The sequence below is a fragment of the Cupriavidus sp. GW821-FHT07C08 genome (assembly GCF_059419025.1).
Map to the genome: position 1 here is coordinate 95,666 of NZ_JBWKQZ010000016.1, position 13,954 is coordinate 109,619.

The following is a 13,954-nucleotide window of genomic DNA, read 5'->3' on the forward strand; positions in this document are numbered from 1 at the left end:
CCGAATTAGTCCGGCTGCGTTTCCCCGGAAGCGGTGGCTTCAGGTGCCGGGCGGCCCACAAAGCGCGCCAGCAGTAGCCCCAGTTCATAAAGCGCCACCAGCGGCACGGCCAGCAGCAGCTGCGACAGCACATCGGGCGGGGTCACGATGGCCGCGATGATGAACGCCCCCACGATCACATAGGGGCGGATCTGCTTGAGCTTATCCAGTTCCACCACGCCAAAGCGCACCAGCACGATCACCACCACCGGCACTTCGAAGGTAATGCCGAAGGCCAGGAAAGTGGTCATGGCAAAGCTGAGGTACTTGTCGATGTCGGTCGACATCTCCGCCCCCAGCGGGGCGTTGTAGTGCGCCATGAAATGGAACACCGTGGGGAACACCAGGAAATACGCGAACGCCACGCCGCACAGGAACAGGAAATAGCTGCTCGATACCAGCGGCAGGATCAGGCGCTTCTCATGCTGGTACAGGCCGGGTGCGACAAACTGCCAGATCTGGTACAGCACCCACGGCAGCGCGATCAGGAAGGCCACTAGCAAGGTGACTTTCATCGGCACGAAGAACGAGCCGGTGACGTCAGTCACGATCATCTTGCCGCCCTTGGGCAGCGACTCCATCAGCGGCGCGGCAAACAGGTTGAAGATGAGCGGCGCCCAGTAGACCAGGCTGACGAAGACCAGGATGATGCCGGCCACCGCCTTGACCAGGCGTTGGCGCAGCTCGACCAGGTGGGAAATAAAGGTTTCCTGCTGCGACTCGTCTTGCGGGTCTTGGGGATCTGGGGACCGGGTGTCGCTCATGGCGTGAACCGCTCAGCCGCGGGGGCTGGCAAGGTGGATCGATGGGGCCGCAACGCGGCGGCGCGCGAGTGCGACCAGGACTGCGGCCACGACGGCAGCGGCCGGAACGACGGCCGGCAAGGTGTTGCCGCGGCGCATGCTCACTCGAAGAAGGATCGGGATGGCCGGGTGACCGGCCGGTGGCGCTTGACGCGCGCCGCGCCTGACTGCACCCAGACGCGGACATTGTGCTGGCGCTTGAACCAGAGCGGGCGGGCGCCCTGCTTGACGCGCCAGCTCTTGCGCCCGTTGTGCGCCTTGTGGGCCGCATCCCAGCTTGGCACGAAGCCGCCACTGGCGTCGGCGGTGCCGCCGCTGGTTCCCTCGGCACCGCCCAGGGCTTCGTTCAGCGCCTGGGTCTGCTCGCTGACTTCCTTGTGGATGGTGCGCTCGACATCGCGCGCGGCGTCCTCGAATTCCGTGCGCATCTTGCGCAGTTCTTCCAGTTCAACCTCGCGGCTGACTTCGGCCTTGACGTCGTTGATGTAGCGCTGCGCCCGGCCGACCAGGGCGCCCACCGTGCGTGCAACCTTGGGCAGCCGTTCGGGACCGATCACGATCAGTGCCACGGCGCCGATCAGCGCCAGCTTGGAAATGCCGAGATCAATCATGCGGACACATCATGCGGACAACATGCGGAAAAGCGCAGGCGCGGGACGACACGCAGGCAGCGAGGTTTGCGTAGAAGGAATGGCACACCGCCGGATTACTGCTGGCGGGTCTTTTCCTTGGCTTCGACGTCGATGGTGGTGGAGTCGCGCAATTCCTTGGACTGGGCAGGATCGGCGGCCGCCTTATTTTCGCCTTCCTTCATGCCATCCTTGAAGCCCTTGACCGCGCCGCCCAGGTCCTGGCCGATATTGCGCAGTTTCTTGGTGCCGAACACGAGCATGACGATCACCAGCACGATCAGCCAGTGCCAAATGCTAAACGAACCCATTTCTTGCTCCTGATGAAGCCGCGGGCGCAATCAGATATGCCCGGACCCGTTGTTCCGTCCCGTTATGGCCGCGCCGGGCGACGGTTGCCGGCGTAGCTTCTGCCCGGGGCGTTGCCGCCGCGGGCGCTCCCATGCCAAGGCTGCCCGGTCAGGGCAGCGGTGCCTTCCACGCGTGGCGCGGCCCACCCAGCACATGCAGGTGCAGGTGGTAGACCTCTTGCCCACCGTCCGGGCCGGTATTGATCACCGTCCGGAATCCGTTGGCACAGCCTGCCGCGCGCGCCAGTTCAGGCACCTTCAGCATCATTCTAGCAAGCACCGCCCCTTCGCCGGCGCCGCAATCGGCCAGCGAGTCGACATGCAACCTGGGAATGACCAGAAAGTGTACCGGGGCCTTGGGATGGATATCGTGGAAGGCCACCATGTCGTCGTCTTCATAGACCTTGCGCGACGGTAGCTGGCCGACCACGATCTTGCAGAAGATGCAATTATCCTGAGCGTTCATGAAGATTTCATTGCGACGGCCGCGGCACCCGCTGTAACCTTCGCGGGCCCGGCCTGCCCGGCATCAGAACTGCTGATCCGGGTACATCGGCTTGCTGTCATTCAGGTACAGCCAGCCCTTGACGATACGATACAGCATCCACAGCGACAGCACGCCCCAGACCGCAAAGGCCAGCGGTATCAGCACGACTGTCGCAAACAGCACCCCGCCCAGCACGCCCCACACCACCGACCACCAGAACGAGCGGATCTGCCAGGCGAAGTGCGAGGCATAGAGCGAACCGCGCGCGTCGTCGCGCTTGACGTAGTCGATCACGATGGCGATCAGCGCGGTGATGCCGCCGGTCAGCCAGAAGATCGCATACAGGGCATACAGGATGTGTAGCAGCTTGCGCAGGCTGCTCAACTGCTCGCCGCTTGGAGTGGTGACTTGCCCGGTGTAGTCGTTCGCCATCATTGCCCTTGGTTGGAAACCTGCCTTGCGGGCAGGCGGAAGACCGGCCGGCGCCTGCGCCAGCTAGTCCTTGCGCCGGGCCTTTTCCTCGAGGCCGGACAGCCCCTCGCGCCGCGCGAGCTCGTTGACCACATCCGCCGGGGTCAGGCCGAAGCTGGCCAGCAATACCATGCTGTGGAACCACAGGTCGGCCACTTCATAGACCACCTTGCCGGCCTCGGCGCCGCTCTGCCCGGCGGCGCGCGCGTCCTTGGCGGCCATCACGGTCTCGGTGGCTTCCTCGCCGATCTTCTTCAGGATGGCATCGTCGCCCTTGCTGAACAGGCGCGCCACGTAGGACTTGTCAGGGTCGCCGCCGTTGGCGGGCTTGCGCGATTCCAGCACTTCGGCCAGGTGCGCCAGGACATCATTGCTGCTGAGTTGGGTGTCGCTCATGGCTTGGTGTAGATCTGGGCAGGGTCCTTCAGCACCGGCTCGACCGTGTGCCAGTCGCCGGCTTCCACATCGCCCTCGAACTTCTGGAAGAAGCAGGAATGGCGTCCGGTATGGCAGGCGATATTGTCGATCTGGGTCACCTTGAGCAGCACCACGTCCTCATCGCAGTCCAGGCGGATCTCATGCACTTTCTGCACGTGGCCGGACTCTTCGCCCTTGTGCCACAGACGCTTGCGCGAGCGCGACCAGAATACGGCCTCGCCCAGCTCCACGGTGCGCTGGAGCGCGTCGCGGTTCATAAAGGCGAACATCAGCACGTCGTTCGAGCCGACTTCCTGCACGATCACCGGCACCAGGCCGTTATCGTCCCATTTGACCTTGTTGAGCCACTTCTTTGCCATGATCAGATCCGCACGGGAATGCCCTCGCGGGCCATGAATGCCTTGGCTTCGCCCACGGTATGTTGCCCGTAGTGGAAGATGCTCGCGGCCAGCACCGCGTCGGCGCGGCCCTGGGTGATGCCGTCGGCCAGGTCTTGCAGGCCGCCGACGCCGCCCGAGGCGATCACCGGCACCGGCACGGCGTCGCTGACGGCGCGGGTCAGTTCCAGGTCGAAACCACTCTTGGTACCGTCGCGGTCCATGCTGGTCAGCAGGATCTCGCCGGCGCCGCGCGCGGCCATCTCTCGCGCCCATTCAACCGCGTCCAGGCCGGTGGCCTTGCGCCCGCCGTGGGTGAAGACTTCCCAGCGCGGCGCTTCGCCCGGGGCGGAGCTGCGCTTGGCGTCGATCGCCACCACGATGCACTGCGAGCCGTACTTTGCGGTCGCGTCCGACACGAGCTGCGGATTGGCGATGGCTGACGAGTTGACGCTGATCTTGTCCGCGCCGGCATTGAGCAGGCGCCGCACGTCTTCGACCGTGCGCACGCCGCCGCCCACCGTCAGCGGGATAAAGACCTGCGACGCCACATCCTCGATGATGTGCAGCATCAGGTCACGCCCGTCGCTGGTCGCGGTGATGTCCAGGAATGTGATTTCATCGGCGCCCTGCTCATCGTAGCGGCGCGCGATTTCCACGGGATCGCCCGCGTCGCGCAGCTCGACAAAGTTGACGCCCTTGACCACCCGCCCGTTGGTCACGTCCAGGCAGGGGATGATACGTTTGGCTAGCATGAGATTCCTTGTCCGCCGCCAGTTCCGGCCTGGCGGCGGCTGCGCCCGCGGCGCGTTGCCTTATTGCCCGTCGCGCAGCTTGTCCGCCAGTGCCTGCGCAGCGGCAAAGTTGAGATCCCCGGAGTAAATCGCGCGGCCGCAAATGACGCCTTCGACACCTTCGCCCTCGACCGCGCAGAGGTTGTCGATGTCGGCCAGGTTGGACAGCCCGCCGCTGGCGATCACCGGGATCGACATCGATTGCGCCAGCTTGACGGTGGCATCGATATTGATCCCCTGCAGCATGCCGTCGCGGCCGATATCCGTGTAGATGATGGCCTCAACGCCGTAGTCTTCATACTTGCGTGCCAGGTCCGCCACCTCGTGGCCGGTCAGCTTGCTCCAGCCGTCGGTCGCCACCTTGCCGTCCCTGGCATCCAGGCCGACGATGATATGGCCGCCGAAGGCCGAGCAGGCGTCTTTCAGGAAACCGGGGTTTTTCACCGCGGCCGTGCCGATGATGACGTACGACAGCCCGTCATCCAGCCAGCGTTCAATGGTGTTCAGGTCGCGGATGCCGCCCCCCAGCTGCACCGGGACCTCGTCGCCGACCTCGGCGATGATGGCCTTGATGGCCTCCTCGTTGCGGGGCTTGCCCACGAACGCGCCGTTCAGGTCCACCAGGTGCAGGCGGCGGGCGCCCTGCTCCACCCAGTGCCGTGCCATGGCGGCGGGATCTTCGGAAAAGACGGTGGCCTGGTCCATGTCGCCTTGTTTGAGGCGTACACACTGACCGTCCTTCAGGTCGATGGCCGGAATGAGCAACATATGCGTGACGAGCGTGGTTGAGTGATAGAGATTGAGCGAGACCGGCGCTGCCGGTCAGGTCGGGTCGATAGTCGATCGGAAACAGGTCGGGTGACGGGTCGAGTTAGCGGTCGATGATCGGTAAAAAAACGAATCGGGTCAGGGATTCCAGTGGACGAAGTTCCGGTACAGCTGCAGGCCCAGGGCCGCGCTCTTCTCGGGGTGGAACTGCGTCGCGAAAATATTATCGCGCGCTACCGCGCTGGTAAATACGACTCCGTATTCCGTTTCACCGGCAACATGGGCCGGGTCCTGCGCCTGCACATAGTAACTGTGGACGAAATAGAACCAGCTGTCGTCCGGGATACCGTCCCACAGCGGGTGAGGCCTGGCCTGGCGCACCCGGTTCCAACCCATCTGCGGCACCTTGTAGCGCGAGCCGTCGGGCTGCGTCATGCCGTCCAGCGCAAAGCGCACCACCTGGCCGGGCATCAGGCCCAGCGCCGGCGTACGATCCGCGCCGGCCCGGCTTTCGGTGCTGAACTGGAACAGCATCTGCTCGCCCACGCACACGCCCAGCATCGGCTTGCTGGCGGCGGCCTGCACCACCGCCTCCTGCAGCCCGGACGCACCCAGCGCCGACATGCAGTCGGGCATCGCGCCCTGGCCGGGCAGCACCACGCGGTCGGCCGAGCGGATGCCTTCGGGGGCATCCACTACGCGCACATCCGCTTCCGGCGCCGCGGCACGCAGCGCCTGCGCCACCGAGCGCAGGTTGCCCATGCCGTAATCCACAATTGCTATGGTAGTCATGATTTCAAAACAGGCAACAATGTCTTCAGCCCGTCCACAATGAATTCCACGGCCAGCGCCGACAGGATCAGCCCCATCAGGCGCGTGCCGATATTGATGCCGGTGCGGCCGATGACCCGGGCGATCGGGTCGGCCGCGCGAAACACCAGGTACACCACCGCACCGATCACCACGCCCAGGCCGACCAGGATCAGCAACTGGTACCAGTGCTGGGTCTTGCCGGCATAGACGATCACCGTGCTGATCGAGCCCGGCCCGGTCAGCAGCGGCAGCGCCAGCGGCACCACCGCAATGCTGGACTTTACCTCGGCCTCGTCCTCTTCTTCCGGCGTGGCCTTGGTGCGGCTGGTCTGCGCGTTCAGCATGTTCATGGCCATCATGATCATGATGAGCCCGCCGCCCACCTGCAGCGACGCCACCGAGATATTGAAGAACTCGATGATCTGCTGCCCCAGCAAGGCCGACACCGCCACCACGATCGCCACTGAAACCGATGCAATCTTGATGGTACGCAGCTTTTCCGCTTCCGTCTGCAGGCTGGTCAGGCTGATGAAGAACGGGATCGCCCCGATCGGGTTGATCAGCGCCAGCAGCGAAATAAACGACTTGAGCGTATCCATCGGTTGCGGTCGCCAGCATCGCTGGCCAGGTTCAGGCTTGGAAGGTCAGCGGGCGCCGCAACCAGCCGGCACGCCTACCGTGGTGGAAAGGTCAGAGCGTACCCTTGGTCGACGGGATCGTGTTCGCCGCGCGCGGGTCCAGCTCCACCGCCATGCGCAATGCCCGGCCAAAGGCCTTGAACACGGTTTCGCACTGATGGTGGGCATTGATGCCGCGCAGGTTGTCGATATGCAGGGTCACGCCCGCATGGTTGACGAAGCCGCGGAAGAACTCGATGGTCAGGTCCACATCGAAGCTGCCCACGCGCGCACGCGTGAACGGCACGTGGAATTCCAGGCCGGGGCGGCCGGAGAAGTCGATCACCACGCGCGACAGGCATTCGTCCAGCGGCACATAGCTGTGGCCGTAGCGGGTGATGCCCTTCTTGTCGCCGATGGCCCTGGCAACCGCCTGGCCGAGCGTGATGCCCACGTCTTCCACCGTGTGGTGGTCGTCGATATGCGTGTCGCCGGTGGCTTCGACCTCCAGGTCGAACATGCCATGCCGGGCGATCTGGTCCAGCATGTGGTCAAGGAACGGCACGCCGGACGCCAGTTTCTGGCGGCCGCTGCCGTCGAGATTCAGGGAAACGCGAATTTGCGTTTCCGAAGTATTGCGGGTGACCTCTGCAACACGCATGGTGTTAATCCTGCAGCGACGCTGCGAATGCCTCAAGGAACTGCGCGTTTTCTTCGGGGGTGCTGACCGTGACGCGCAGACAATTGGCCAGCAACGGGTGCATTTTACTCACGTTCTTGATCAATACCTTGCGGGCCAGCAGCCGGTCGAACGTCTGTGCGGCATCCGGCACGCGCACCAGCAGGAAGTTGGCGGCGCTGGGGAACACCGTGACCCCGGCCTGCGCCGCCATGCCGTCGGCCACGCGGCTGCGTTCGGCGCGCAGTTGCGCGGCCTGCTCGTCCAGCACCGACACGTGCTCCAGCGCGAACAGCGCGGCGGCTTCGGTCAGCACGTTGACGTTGTATGGCGGGCGCACCTTGTCGAGCTGCGACAGCCATTCCGGCGCGCCGGCCAGGTAACCCAGGCGGATGCCGGCCAGGCCCAGCTTGGACACGGTGCGCATCACCAAAAGGTTGCCGAAGTCCGTCAGGCGCGGCATCCAGCTGTGCTGCGCGAACGGCTGGTAAGCCTCGTCGACCACCACCAGGCTGTTGCAGACCTCGCCCTGGGCGGCGCGGATGATGGCCTCCATGTCGGCGGCATCGAACAGGTTGCCGGTCGGGTTGTTGGGATAGGCCAGGTAGATGATGGCGGGCTGCTGCTCGGCCATCGCGGCCAGCATGGCGGCACGGTCCAGCGTGAAGTCGGCGCGCAGCGGCACGCCCACGAACTGCAGGCCGGCAAACTGCGCCGACATCGCGTACATGACAAAGCCCGGCACCGGCGCCATCACCTTCGCACCGGGCTTGGCCGCAGCCAGCGCCAGCATGCTGATGATCTCGTCCGAGCCGTTCCCCAGCAGCACGTCCATGCCGGCGGGCACCTGCATCACGGCCTTCAGCTTGGCGCGCAGCGCCTCGCTGCTGGGCACGGGGTAGCGGTTCAACGCGACTTCGCCCAGCCGCGCGGCCAGTTCCTGGCGCAGCGCGGGCGGCAGCTGGTACGGGTTCTCCATGGCGTCGAGCTTGACCAGACCGTGCGAGTCCGGCACGTGGTAAGCGCCCATGGCGCGCACGTCGTCACGGATGATGCGTTCGATCAGGGAGGGCTCTACGGCTGACATGGAAACTCCAGTTTGGGCTTGCGTGGGTTCAGTGGATCAACTGCGTTTGGTGAAACGATATTCCGCGCTGCGGGCGTGGGCCTGCAGGCCTTCGCCATAGGCCAGCTCGGCGGCGATCTGGCCGAGCATCTGCGCCCCGCCCTCGCTCACTTCGATCAGGCTCGAACGCTTCTGGAAGTCATAGACGCCCAGCGGCGAAGAGAAGCGCGCGGTGCGCGAGGTCGGCAGCACGTGGTTCGGGCCCGCGCAGTAATCGCCGAGCGACTCGCTGGTATAGGGGCCCAGGAAGATGGCGCCGGCGTGGCGGATCTTCTCGCTCCACTGGCGCGGGTTCTCGGCGGAGATCTCCAGGTGCTCGGGCGCGATCGCGTTGGCGATCTCGCAGGCCTCTTCCATGTCGCGCACCTTGATCAGCGCGCCACGGCCGGAGATCGACGCGGCAATCACCTCGCGCCGCGGCATGGTGCCGAGCTGGCGCTGGATGCTGGCTTCGACGCGGGCGATATAGCCAGCGTCCGGGCACAGCAGGATCGACTGCGCGAGTTCGTCGTGCTCGGCCTGCGAGAACAGGTCCATCGCCACCCAGTCGGGGTCGGTGGTGCCGTCGCAGATCACCAGGATCTCGGACGGGCCGGCAATCATGTCGATGCCGACGGTGCCGAACACGCGCCGCTTGGCCGCGGCCACATAGGCATTGCCCGGGCCGACGATCTTGTCGACCTGCGGCAGCGTCGCCGTGCCGTAGGCCAGCGCGCCAATCGCCTGGGCGCCGCCGATGGTGAACACGCGGTCCACGCCGGCGATCTGCGCGGCGGCCAGCACCAGCTCATTGCGCACGCCACCCGGCGTGGGCACGACCATGATGATTTCCTTCACGCCCGCCACGCGCGCCGGGATCGCGTTCATCAGCACCGACGACGGATACGCGGCCTTGCCGCCCGGCACGTAGATGCCGACGCGGTCCAGCGGCGTCACCTTCTGGCCGAGCATGGTGCCGTCGGCCTCGGTGTATTCCCAGCTGTGGCTGCCGCATTCGATCTTCTGCTTCTCGTGGTAGGCGCGCACGCGCGCGGCGGCGGCCTCCAGCGCGGCGCGGCGCTTGGGCTCGAGGTCTTCGAGCGCGGCTTCGAGCTGCTGCTGCGACACCTCCAGCGCGCCCATCGACGACGCTTCCACGCGGTCGAAGCGCTTGGTGTATTCCAGCACCGCGGCATCCCCGCGCGCCTTCACGTCGGCCAGGATCTGCGCCGCAGCGCGATCGATGGCCTCGTCCTCGCCAGCCTCGAAGGCCAGCACCTGGCGCAGCGCCTCGGCAAAGCCAGGCTTGCTGGAATCGAGCCGGCGGATCGGCAGGTTTTCCATTTCGGTTGCGTTCATGACTACTTTCCTCTCAGTCGGCGCGGGCCTGGTGTGGCCTTACGCCAGCGCCGCCGAAGCTCGTTCGAATGCGTCGAGAATCGGCGCAAGCCGCTCGCGCTTGAGTTTGAGCGCGGCCTGGTTCACCACCAGCCGCGACGAGATCTGCACGATCTCTTCGACTTCGACCAGGTTGTTGGCGCGCAGCGTGCTGCCAGTGCTGACCAGGTCGACGATGGCGTCGGACAGGCCCACCAGCGGGGCCAGCTCCATCGAACCGTACAGCTTGATCAGGTCGACGTGAACGCCCTTTTTCGCAAAATGCTCGCGCGCGGTCTGCACGTACTTGGTGGCCACGGCCAGGCGCGCGCCCTGGCGCACCGCGTTGGCATAGTCAAACCCGGCCGGCACCGCCACCGACATGCGGCAGCGCGCGATGTTCAGGTCGATCGGCGCGTACAGGCCGGCCATGCCGCTTTCCATCAGCACGTCCTTGCCGGCAACGCCGAAGTCGGCGGCGCCATATTGGACGTAGGTCGGCACGTCCGAGGCGCGCACGATCACCACGCGCACTGCCGGGTCAGAGGTCGGCAGGATCAGCTTGCGCGAGGTCTCGGGGTCCTCGGTGACGCGGATGCCGGCGGCTTCCAGGAGCGGCAGCGTCTCGGTGAAGATGCGGCCCTTGGACAGCGCCAGCGTCAGCTGGTTGGGCGATGCGTTGAAAGTGGGGCTCATCGGACTTCCTCAGGCAATGCGGCGGATCTTCGCGCCCACTGCCGACAGCTTGTCTTCCATGCGGTCGTAGCCGCGGTCCAGGTGGTAGATGCGGTCGATCACGGTCTCGCCATCGGCCACCAGGCCGGCGATCACCAGGCTGGCCGAGGCGCGCAGGTCGGTCGCCATCACGTTGGCGCCCGACAGGCGCGGCACGCCGTTGACCACCGCGGTATTGCCTTCGACCGCGATGTCCGCGCCCAGGCGGTTCAGTTCCTGCACGTGCATGAAGCGGTTTTCGAAGATGGTCTCGGTCACGCGCGCGGTGCCTTCGGCCACGGCATTGAGGGCCATGAACTGGGCCTGCATGTCGGTCGGGAAGGCCGGGTACTCCGAGGTGCGGAAGCTCACGGCCTTCGCGCGCTGCGGCATCGCCAGGCGGATCCAGTCGGCGCCGGTCTCGAGCTTTGCGCCGGCTTCGCGCAGCTTGTCGAGCACGGTGTCGAGGATGTCCGGCTGCACGTTGCGCAGCACCAGGTCGCCCAGCGTCGCGGCGGCGGCGCACAGGAAGGTGCCGGCCTCGATGCGGTCGGCGATCACGCTGTGGCTGGCGCCATGCAGGCGCTCAACGCCCTGCACCACCAGGCGGTCGGTGCCGATGCCTTCGATCTTCGCGCCCATCTTGACCAGCAGGTGGGCCAGGTCGGTCACCTCGGGCTCGCGCGCGGCATTTTCCAGCACGGTCTCGCCTTCGGCCAGCGTGGCGGCCATCAGCAGGTTCTCGGTGCCGGTCACGGTGATCATGTCGGTGACCACGCGCGCGCCCTTCAGGCGCTTGGCGCGGGCATGGATAAAGCCGTGTTCGATGCTGATCTCGGCGCCCATCGCCTGCAGGCCCTTGATGTGCTGGTCGACCGGGCGCGCGCCGATGCCGCAGCCGCCGGGCAGCGACACGCGGGCCTCGCCGAAGCGGGCCACCAGCGGGCCCAGCACCAGGATCGAGGCGCGCATGGTCTTGACCAGCTCATACGGGGCCTCGAGCACGTTGACGTCGGCGCCGTTCAGGGTCACGCGGGCGCCGTCCAGCTCGGCCTGCATGCCCATCTGGCGCAGCAGCTTGAGGGTGGTGCGCACGTCCTGCAGGTTCGGCACGTTGTCCAGCGAGACGGTATCCGCCGTCAGCAGGCCCGCGCACAGGATCGGGAGGGCGGCGTTCTTGGCGCCCGACACGCGGATTTCGCCCTTCAGCGGGCCGTTGCCGTGGATCTGGAATTTGTCCATGTTCTGTCGTCTGGAGCCGGGCACGCGCCCGGCGTCATGGTTCTGGGGCCGCGCGGGTGGCGCGGCGCATATTGGCGGGGCTTACTTGCCTTCGCCCGCCTGCCACTCGGCAGGCGTCAGCGTCTTCATCGACAGCGCGTGGATCTCGGCACGCATGCGGTCGCCCAGCGCGGCATAGACGCGCTGGTGGCGCTGGATCAGCCGCTTGCCTTCAAATTCGGCGCTGACGATGGTGGCAAAGAAGTGCTGGCCATCGCCCTCGACTTGCAGATGTTCGCAGGGCAGTCCTTGGGCAATGTAATCCCTGACTTGTTCCGGTGTAGGCAGCATGGGGTTCTCTTCAGCGTGATTCAGTATGGCCGGCCACAGTTCAGTGGCGCAGCTTGTATCCGGACTTCAGCAAGCGCAGCGCCAGCGCGGCCAGCACCACGAACGCCGATCCGACCACTGCCAGGCTGAACAGCGGCGACACGTCCGAGACGCCGAAGAAGCCATAGCGGAAGCCGTCGATCATGTAGAAGAACGGATTGGCATGGGACACCGCCTGCCAGAAGGCGGGCAGCGAATGGATCGAATAGAACACACCGGACAGGAAGGTCGCCGGCATGATCAGGAAGTTCTGGAACGCGGCCAGCTGGTCGAATTTCTCGGCCCAGATGCCGGCGATCAGGCCCAGTGTGCCGAGGATGCCCGCACCCAGCAGTGCAAAGACGAGGATCCAGGCCACATAGGCAAAATGCAGATTGGCAAACCACGCCGTCACCAGCAACACGCCCAGGCCCACGGTCAGCCCGCGGATCACCGAGGCCACCACATAGGCGCCGAACATCTCCCAGTGCGACAAGGGCGGCAGCAGCACGAACACCAGGTTGCCGGTGATCTTGGACTGGATCAGCGATGACGAGCTGTTGGCAAACGCGTTCTGCAGCACGCTCATCATCACCAGGCCGGGCACCAGGAAGGCGGTGTAGCTGATCTGGTCATAGACCTTGACCCGGTCTTCCAGCACATGGCCGAAGATCAGCAGGTACAGCACCGCGGTCAGCACCGGCGCGGCCACGGTCTGGAAGCTCACCTTCCAGAAACGCAGCACTTCCTTGTACAGCAGGGTGCGGAAACCCACCAGGCCGCCCACGGCCATCGGCCCAAGGCCGGTGTCGTCCAGGACCTCGATATCGCCAGGCTGCTTCATGCCACGGCCTCCATCGCCGGATCGGGCAGCGCACCGGGCATATGCCCCTCGCGGCGCATGATCTGCACAAATACGTCCTCGAGGTCGGCCTTGTTGATTTCCATGTCTTCGATGTCACAGCCCGCTTCGCGGCAGGCGGCCAGGATCGGTTCAACCGCCTGGTAGCCCGACAACCGCAGGCGCACCGCGCGCTCGCCGGGGTTGTCCGGCATGCGCAGCGCCTCCAGCGCCGGCGGCAGGCTGCCGCGCGCAAAGGTCAGCACCAGCTGCAGGCCGGCAAACTGCGTCAGCAGGTTGCTGGTGCGGTCCAGCGTCACCACTTCGCCGAACTTGAGCATGGCGATGCGGTCGCACAGGGCCTCGGCCTCTTCCAGATAGTGCGTGGTCAGGATGATGGTGTGCCCTTCCCGGTTCAGGCGCGAGATGAATTTCCACAGCGTCTGGCGCAGTTCCACGTCCACACCGGCGGTGGGCTCGTCCAGCACGATCACCGGCGGGCGGTGCACCAGCGCCTGCGCCACCAGCACGCGCCGCTTCATGCCGCCCGAGAGCTGGCGCATATTGGCGTCGGCTTTCCCGGTCAGGTCCAGGTTGGCCATGATCTCGTCGATCCAGTCGTCGTTGCGGGTCAGGCCAAAGTAGCCCGACTGCAGCCGCAGCGTCTCGCGCACCGTGAAGAACGGATCGAACACCAGCTCCTGCGGCACCACGCCCAGCATACGCCGGGCCATTCGGTAGTCGGCGACGACATCGTGACCCAGCACACTGACGCGGCCGGAATCGGCGCGGTTCAGGCCGGCGAGGATCGAGATCAGCGTGGTCTTGCCGGCGCCGTTGGGCCCGAGCAGGCCGAAGAATTCGCCGCGTTCGACGGTAAAGCTGACGCCCTTGAGCGCCTGCAGGTTGCGGTAGCGCTTGCGAACGTCGTGGATTTCAATGGCTTTCATGGCCGATTGTTTGTGGCGGGTCCGGCTTTTTCGGGGCCGGCCGCCGGGAATTGGGGAGCAACTGCGTGCCCGGACTTCCTGGCCCGGCGTGGCATGAACCGGTAACAGGCGG

At 65.7% G+C, this 13,954-nt stretch carries 19 protein-coding genes; all 19 read right to left on the bottom strand.

The window, feature by feature from the left end:
• Positions 1 to 5: 5 nt before the first annotated feature.
• A complete protein-coding gene (tatC, locus tag AC07UK_RS20435; protein ID WP_436222817.1) occupies positions 6 to 803 on the bottom strand; it encodes a twin-arginine translocase subunit TatC in 798 nt (265 codons plus the stop codon).
• Between the two features lie 140 nt (positions 804 to 943).
• A complete protein-coding gene (gene tatB / locus AC07UK_RS20440) occupies positions 944 to 1,453 on the bottom strand; it encodes a Sec-independent protein translocase protein TatB (protein ID WP_436222818.1) in 510 nt (169 codons plus the stop codon).
• A 95-nt stretch (positions 1,454 to 1,548) separates the two neighbouring features.
• Positions 1,549 to 1,782 (bottom strand): Sec-independent protein translocase subunit TatA, encoded by a 234-nt coding sequence (tatA, locus tag AC07UK_RS20445; protein ID WP_436222819.1) that lies wholly within the window; start codon positions 1,780 to 1,782, stop codon positions 1,549 to 1,551.
• Positions 1,783 to 1,930: 148 nt separating this feature from the next.
• A complete protein-coding gene (locus AC07UK_RS20450) occupies positions 1,931 to 2,287 on the bottom strand; it encodes a histidine triad nucleotide-binding protein (protein WP_494687194.1) in 357 nt (118 codons plus the stop codon).
• A gap of 63 nt (positions 2,288 to 2,350) precedes the next feature.
• Positions 2,351 to 2,743: a DUF4870 family protein gene (locus AC07UK_RS20455; protein WP_041228198.1), complete on the bottom strand. Its 393-nt coding sequence runs from the start codon at positions 2,741 to 2,743 to the stop codon at positions 2,351 to 2,353.
• A gap of 60 nt (positions 2,744 to 2,803) precedes the next feature.
• A complete protein-coding gene (locus tag AC07UK_RS20460; RefSeq protein WP_494687193.1) occupies positions 2,804 to 3,175 on the bottom strand; it encodes a phosphoribosyl-ATP diphosphatase in 372 nt (123 codons plus the stop codon).
• On the bottom strand, positions 3,172 to 3,576 hold the full coding sequence (gene hisI, locus AC07UK_RS20465; protein ID WP_013958200.1) for a phosphoribosyl-AMP cyclohydrolase: 405 nt from the start codon (positions 3,574 to 3,576) through the stop codon (positions 3,172 to 3,174). The genes AC07UK_RS20460 and hisI overlap by 4 nt, the downstream gene beginning before the upstream one ends.
• Before the next feature lie 2 nt (positions 3,577 to 3,578).
• Positions 3,579 to 4,349: an imidazole glycerol phosphate synthase subunit HisF gene (gene hisF, locus AC07UK_RS20470; protein WP_013958201.1), complete on the bottom strand. Its 771-nt coding sequence runs from the start codon at positions 4,347 to 4,349 to the stop codon at positions 3,579 to 3,581.
• A 60-nt stretch (positions 4,350 to 4,409) separates the two neighbouring features.
• Positions 4,410 to 5,156, bottom strand: coding sequence for a 1-(5-phosphoribosyl)-5-[(5-phosphoribosylamino)methylideneamino]imidazole-4-carboxamide isomerase (gene hisA, locus AC07UK_RS20475; protein WP_494687192.1), 747 nt, complete (start codon positions 5,154 to 5,156; stop codon positions 4,410 to 4,412).
• Positions 5,157 to 5,294: 138 nt separating this feature from the next.
• The gene (gene hisH, locus AC07UK_RS20480; RefSeq protein ID WP_316151705.1) at positions 5,295 to 5,948 is read right to left on the bottom strand and encodes an imidazole glycerol phosphate synthase subunit HisH; all 654 of its coding nucleotides are present in this window, start codon (positions 5,946 to 5,948) and stop codon (positions 5,295 to 5,297) included.
• Positions 5,945 to 6,568, bottom strand: a complete 624-nt coding sequence (locus AC07UK_RS20485; protein ID WP_010812329.1) for a YchE family NAAT transporter — start codon at positions 6,566 to 6,568, stop codon at positions 5,945 to 5,947. Before AC07UK_RS20485 ends, hisH begins: the two co-directional genes overlap by 4 nt.
• 91 nt (positions 6,569 to 6,659) lie before the next feature.
• Entirely contained in the window at positions 6,660 to 7,247 is a 588-nt protein-coding gene (hisB, locus tag AC07UK_RS20490) for an imidazoleglycerol-phosphate dehydratase HisB (protein WP_010812330.1), read from the bottom strand.
• A gap of 4 nt (positions 7,248 to 7,251) precedes the next feature.
• Positions 7,252 to 8,352, bottom strand: coding sequence for a histidinol-phosphate transaminase (gene hisC / locus AC07UK_RS20495; RefSeq protein ID WP_494687191.1), 1,101 nt, complete (start codon positions 8,350 to 8,352; stop codon positions 7,252 to 7,254).
• Positions 8,353 to 8,388: 36 nt separating this feature from the next.
• Positions 8,389 to 9,729 (bottom strand): histidinol dehydrogenase, encoded by a 1,341-nt coding sequence (gene hisD / locus AC07UK_RS20500; RefSeq protein ID WP_035826019.1) that lies wholly within the window; start codon positions 9,727 to 9,729, stop codon positions 8,389 to 8,391.
• Positions 9,730 to 9,768: 39 nt separating this feature from the next.
• A complete protein-coding gene (gene hisG / locus AC07UK_RS20505) occupies positions 9,769 to 10,443 on the bottom strand; it encodes an ATP phosphoribosyltransferase (protein WP_494687190.1) in 675 nt (224 codons plus the stop codon).
• Positions 10,444 to 10,452: 9 nt separating this feature from the next.
• Positions 10,453 to 11,703 (bottom strand): UDP-N-acetylglucosamine 1-carboxyvinyltransferase, encoded by a 1,251-nt coding sequence (gene murA, locus AC07UK_RS20510; protein ID WP_494687189.1) that lies wholly within the window; start codon positions 11,701 to 11,703, stop codon positions 10,453 to 10,455.
• Between the two features lie 81 nt (positions 11,704 to 11,784).
• The gene (locus AC07UK_RS20515; protein ID WP_010812335.1) at positions 11,785 to 12,033 is read right to left on the bottom strand and encodes a BolA family protein; all 249 of its coding nucleotides are present in this window, start codon (positions 12,031 to 12,033) and stop codon (positions 11,785 to 11,787) included.
• Positions 12,034 to 12,073: 40 nt separating this feature from the next.
• Positions 12,074 to 12,895, bottom strand: coding sequence for an ABC transporter permease (locus tag AC07UK_RS20520; protein ID WP_371827378.1), 822 nt, complete (start codon positions 12,893 to 12,895; stop codon positions 12,074 to 12,076).
• On the bottom strand, positions 12,892 to 13,842 hold the full coding sequence (locus AC07UK_RS20525; RefSeq protein WP_114132219.1) for an ABC transporter ATP-binding protein: 951 nt from the start codon (positions 13,840 to 13,842) through the stop codon (positions 12,892 to 12,894). The genes AC07UK_RS20520 and AC07UK_RS20525 overlap by 4 nt, the downstream gene beginning before the upstream one ends.
• Between the last annotated feature and the right edge of the window lie 112 nt (positions 13,843 to 13,954).

Excerpts from the sequence above, each read along its gene's own strand:
- hisG (WP_494687190.1), bottom strand. The coding sequence starts at position 10,443 with ATGAGCCCCACTTTCAACGCATCGCCCAACCAGCTGACGCTGGCGCTG.
- AC07UK_RS20515 (WP_010812335.1), bottom strand. The coding sequence starts at position 12,033 with ATGCTGCCTACACCGGAACAAGTCAGGGATTACATTGCCCAAGGACTG.
- hisA (WP_494687192.1), bottom strand. The coding sequence starts at position 5,156 with ATGTTGCTCATTCCGGCCATCGACCTGAAGGACGGTCAGTGTGTACGC.
- tatC (WP_436222817.1), bottom strand. The coding sequence starts at position 803 with ATGAGCGACACCCGGTCCCCAGATCCCCAAGACCCGCAAGACGAGTCG.
- AC07UK_RS20450 (WP_494687194.1), bottom strand. The coding sequence starts at position 2,287 with ATGAACGCTCAGGATAATTGCATCTTCTGCAAGATCGTGGTCGGCCAG.
- AC07UK_RS20485 (WP_010812329.1), bottom strand. The coding sequence starts at position 6,568 with ATGGATACGCTCAAGTCGTTTATTTCGCTGCTGGCGCTGATCAACCCG.
- hisB (WP_010812330.1), bottom strand. The coding sequence starts at position 7,247 with ATGCGTGTTGCAGAGGTCACCCGCAATACTTCGGAAACGCAAATTCGC.
- hisF (WP_013958201.1), bottom strand. The coding sequence starts at position 4,349 with ATGCTAGCCAAACGTATCATCCCCTGCCTGGACGTGACCAACGGGCGG.
- tatA (WP_436222819.1), bottom strand. The coding sequence starts at position 1,782 with ATGGGTTCGTTTAGCATTTGGCACTGGCTGATCGTGCTGGTGATCGTC.
- hisC (WP_494687191.1), bottom strand. The coding sequence starts at position 8,352 with ATGTCAGCCGTAGAGCCCTCCCTGATCGAACGCATCATCCGTGACGAC.
- hisI (WP_013958200.1), bottom strand. The coding sequence starts at position 3,576 with ATGGCAAAGAAGTGGCTCAACAAGGTCAAATGGGACGATAACGGCCTG.
- hisD (WP_035826019.1), bottom strand. The coding sequence starts at position 9,729 with ATGAACGCAACCGAAATGGAAAACCTGCCGATCCGCCGGCTCGATTCC.
- AC07UK_RS20460 (WP_494687193.1), bottom strand. The coding sequence starts at position 3,175 with ATGAGCGACACCCAACTCAGCAGCAATGATGTCCTGGCGCACCTGGCC.
- tatB (WP_436222818.1), bottom strand. The coding sequence starts at position 1,453 with ATGATTGATCTCGGCATTTCCAAGCTGGCGCTGATCGGCGCCGTGGCA.
- hisH (WP_316151705.1), bottom strand. The coding sequence starts at position 5,948 with ATGACTACCATAGCAATTGTGGATTACGGCATGGGCAACCTGCGCTCG.
- AC07UK_RS20455 (WP_041228198.1), bottom strand. The coding sequence starts at position 2,743 with ATGATGGCGAACGACTACACCGGGCAAGTCACCACTCCAAGCGGCGAG.
- AC07UK_RS20520 (WP_371827378.1), bottom strand. The coding sequence starts at position 12,895 with ATGAAGCAGCCTGGCGATATCGAGGTCCTGGACGACACCGGCCTTGGG.
- murA (WP_494687189.1), bottom strand. The coding sequence starts at position 11,703 with ATGGACAAATTCCAGATCCACGGCAACGGCCCGCTGAAGGGCGAAATC.
- AC07UK_RS20525 (WP_114132219.1), bottom strand. The coding sequence starts at position 13,842 with ATGAAAGCCATTGAAATCCACGACGTTCGCAAGCGCTACCGCAACCTG.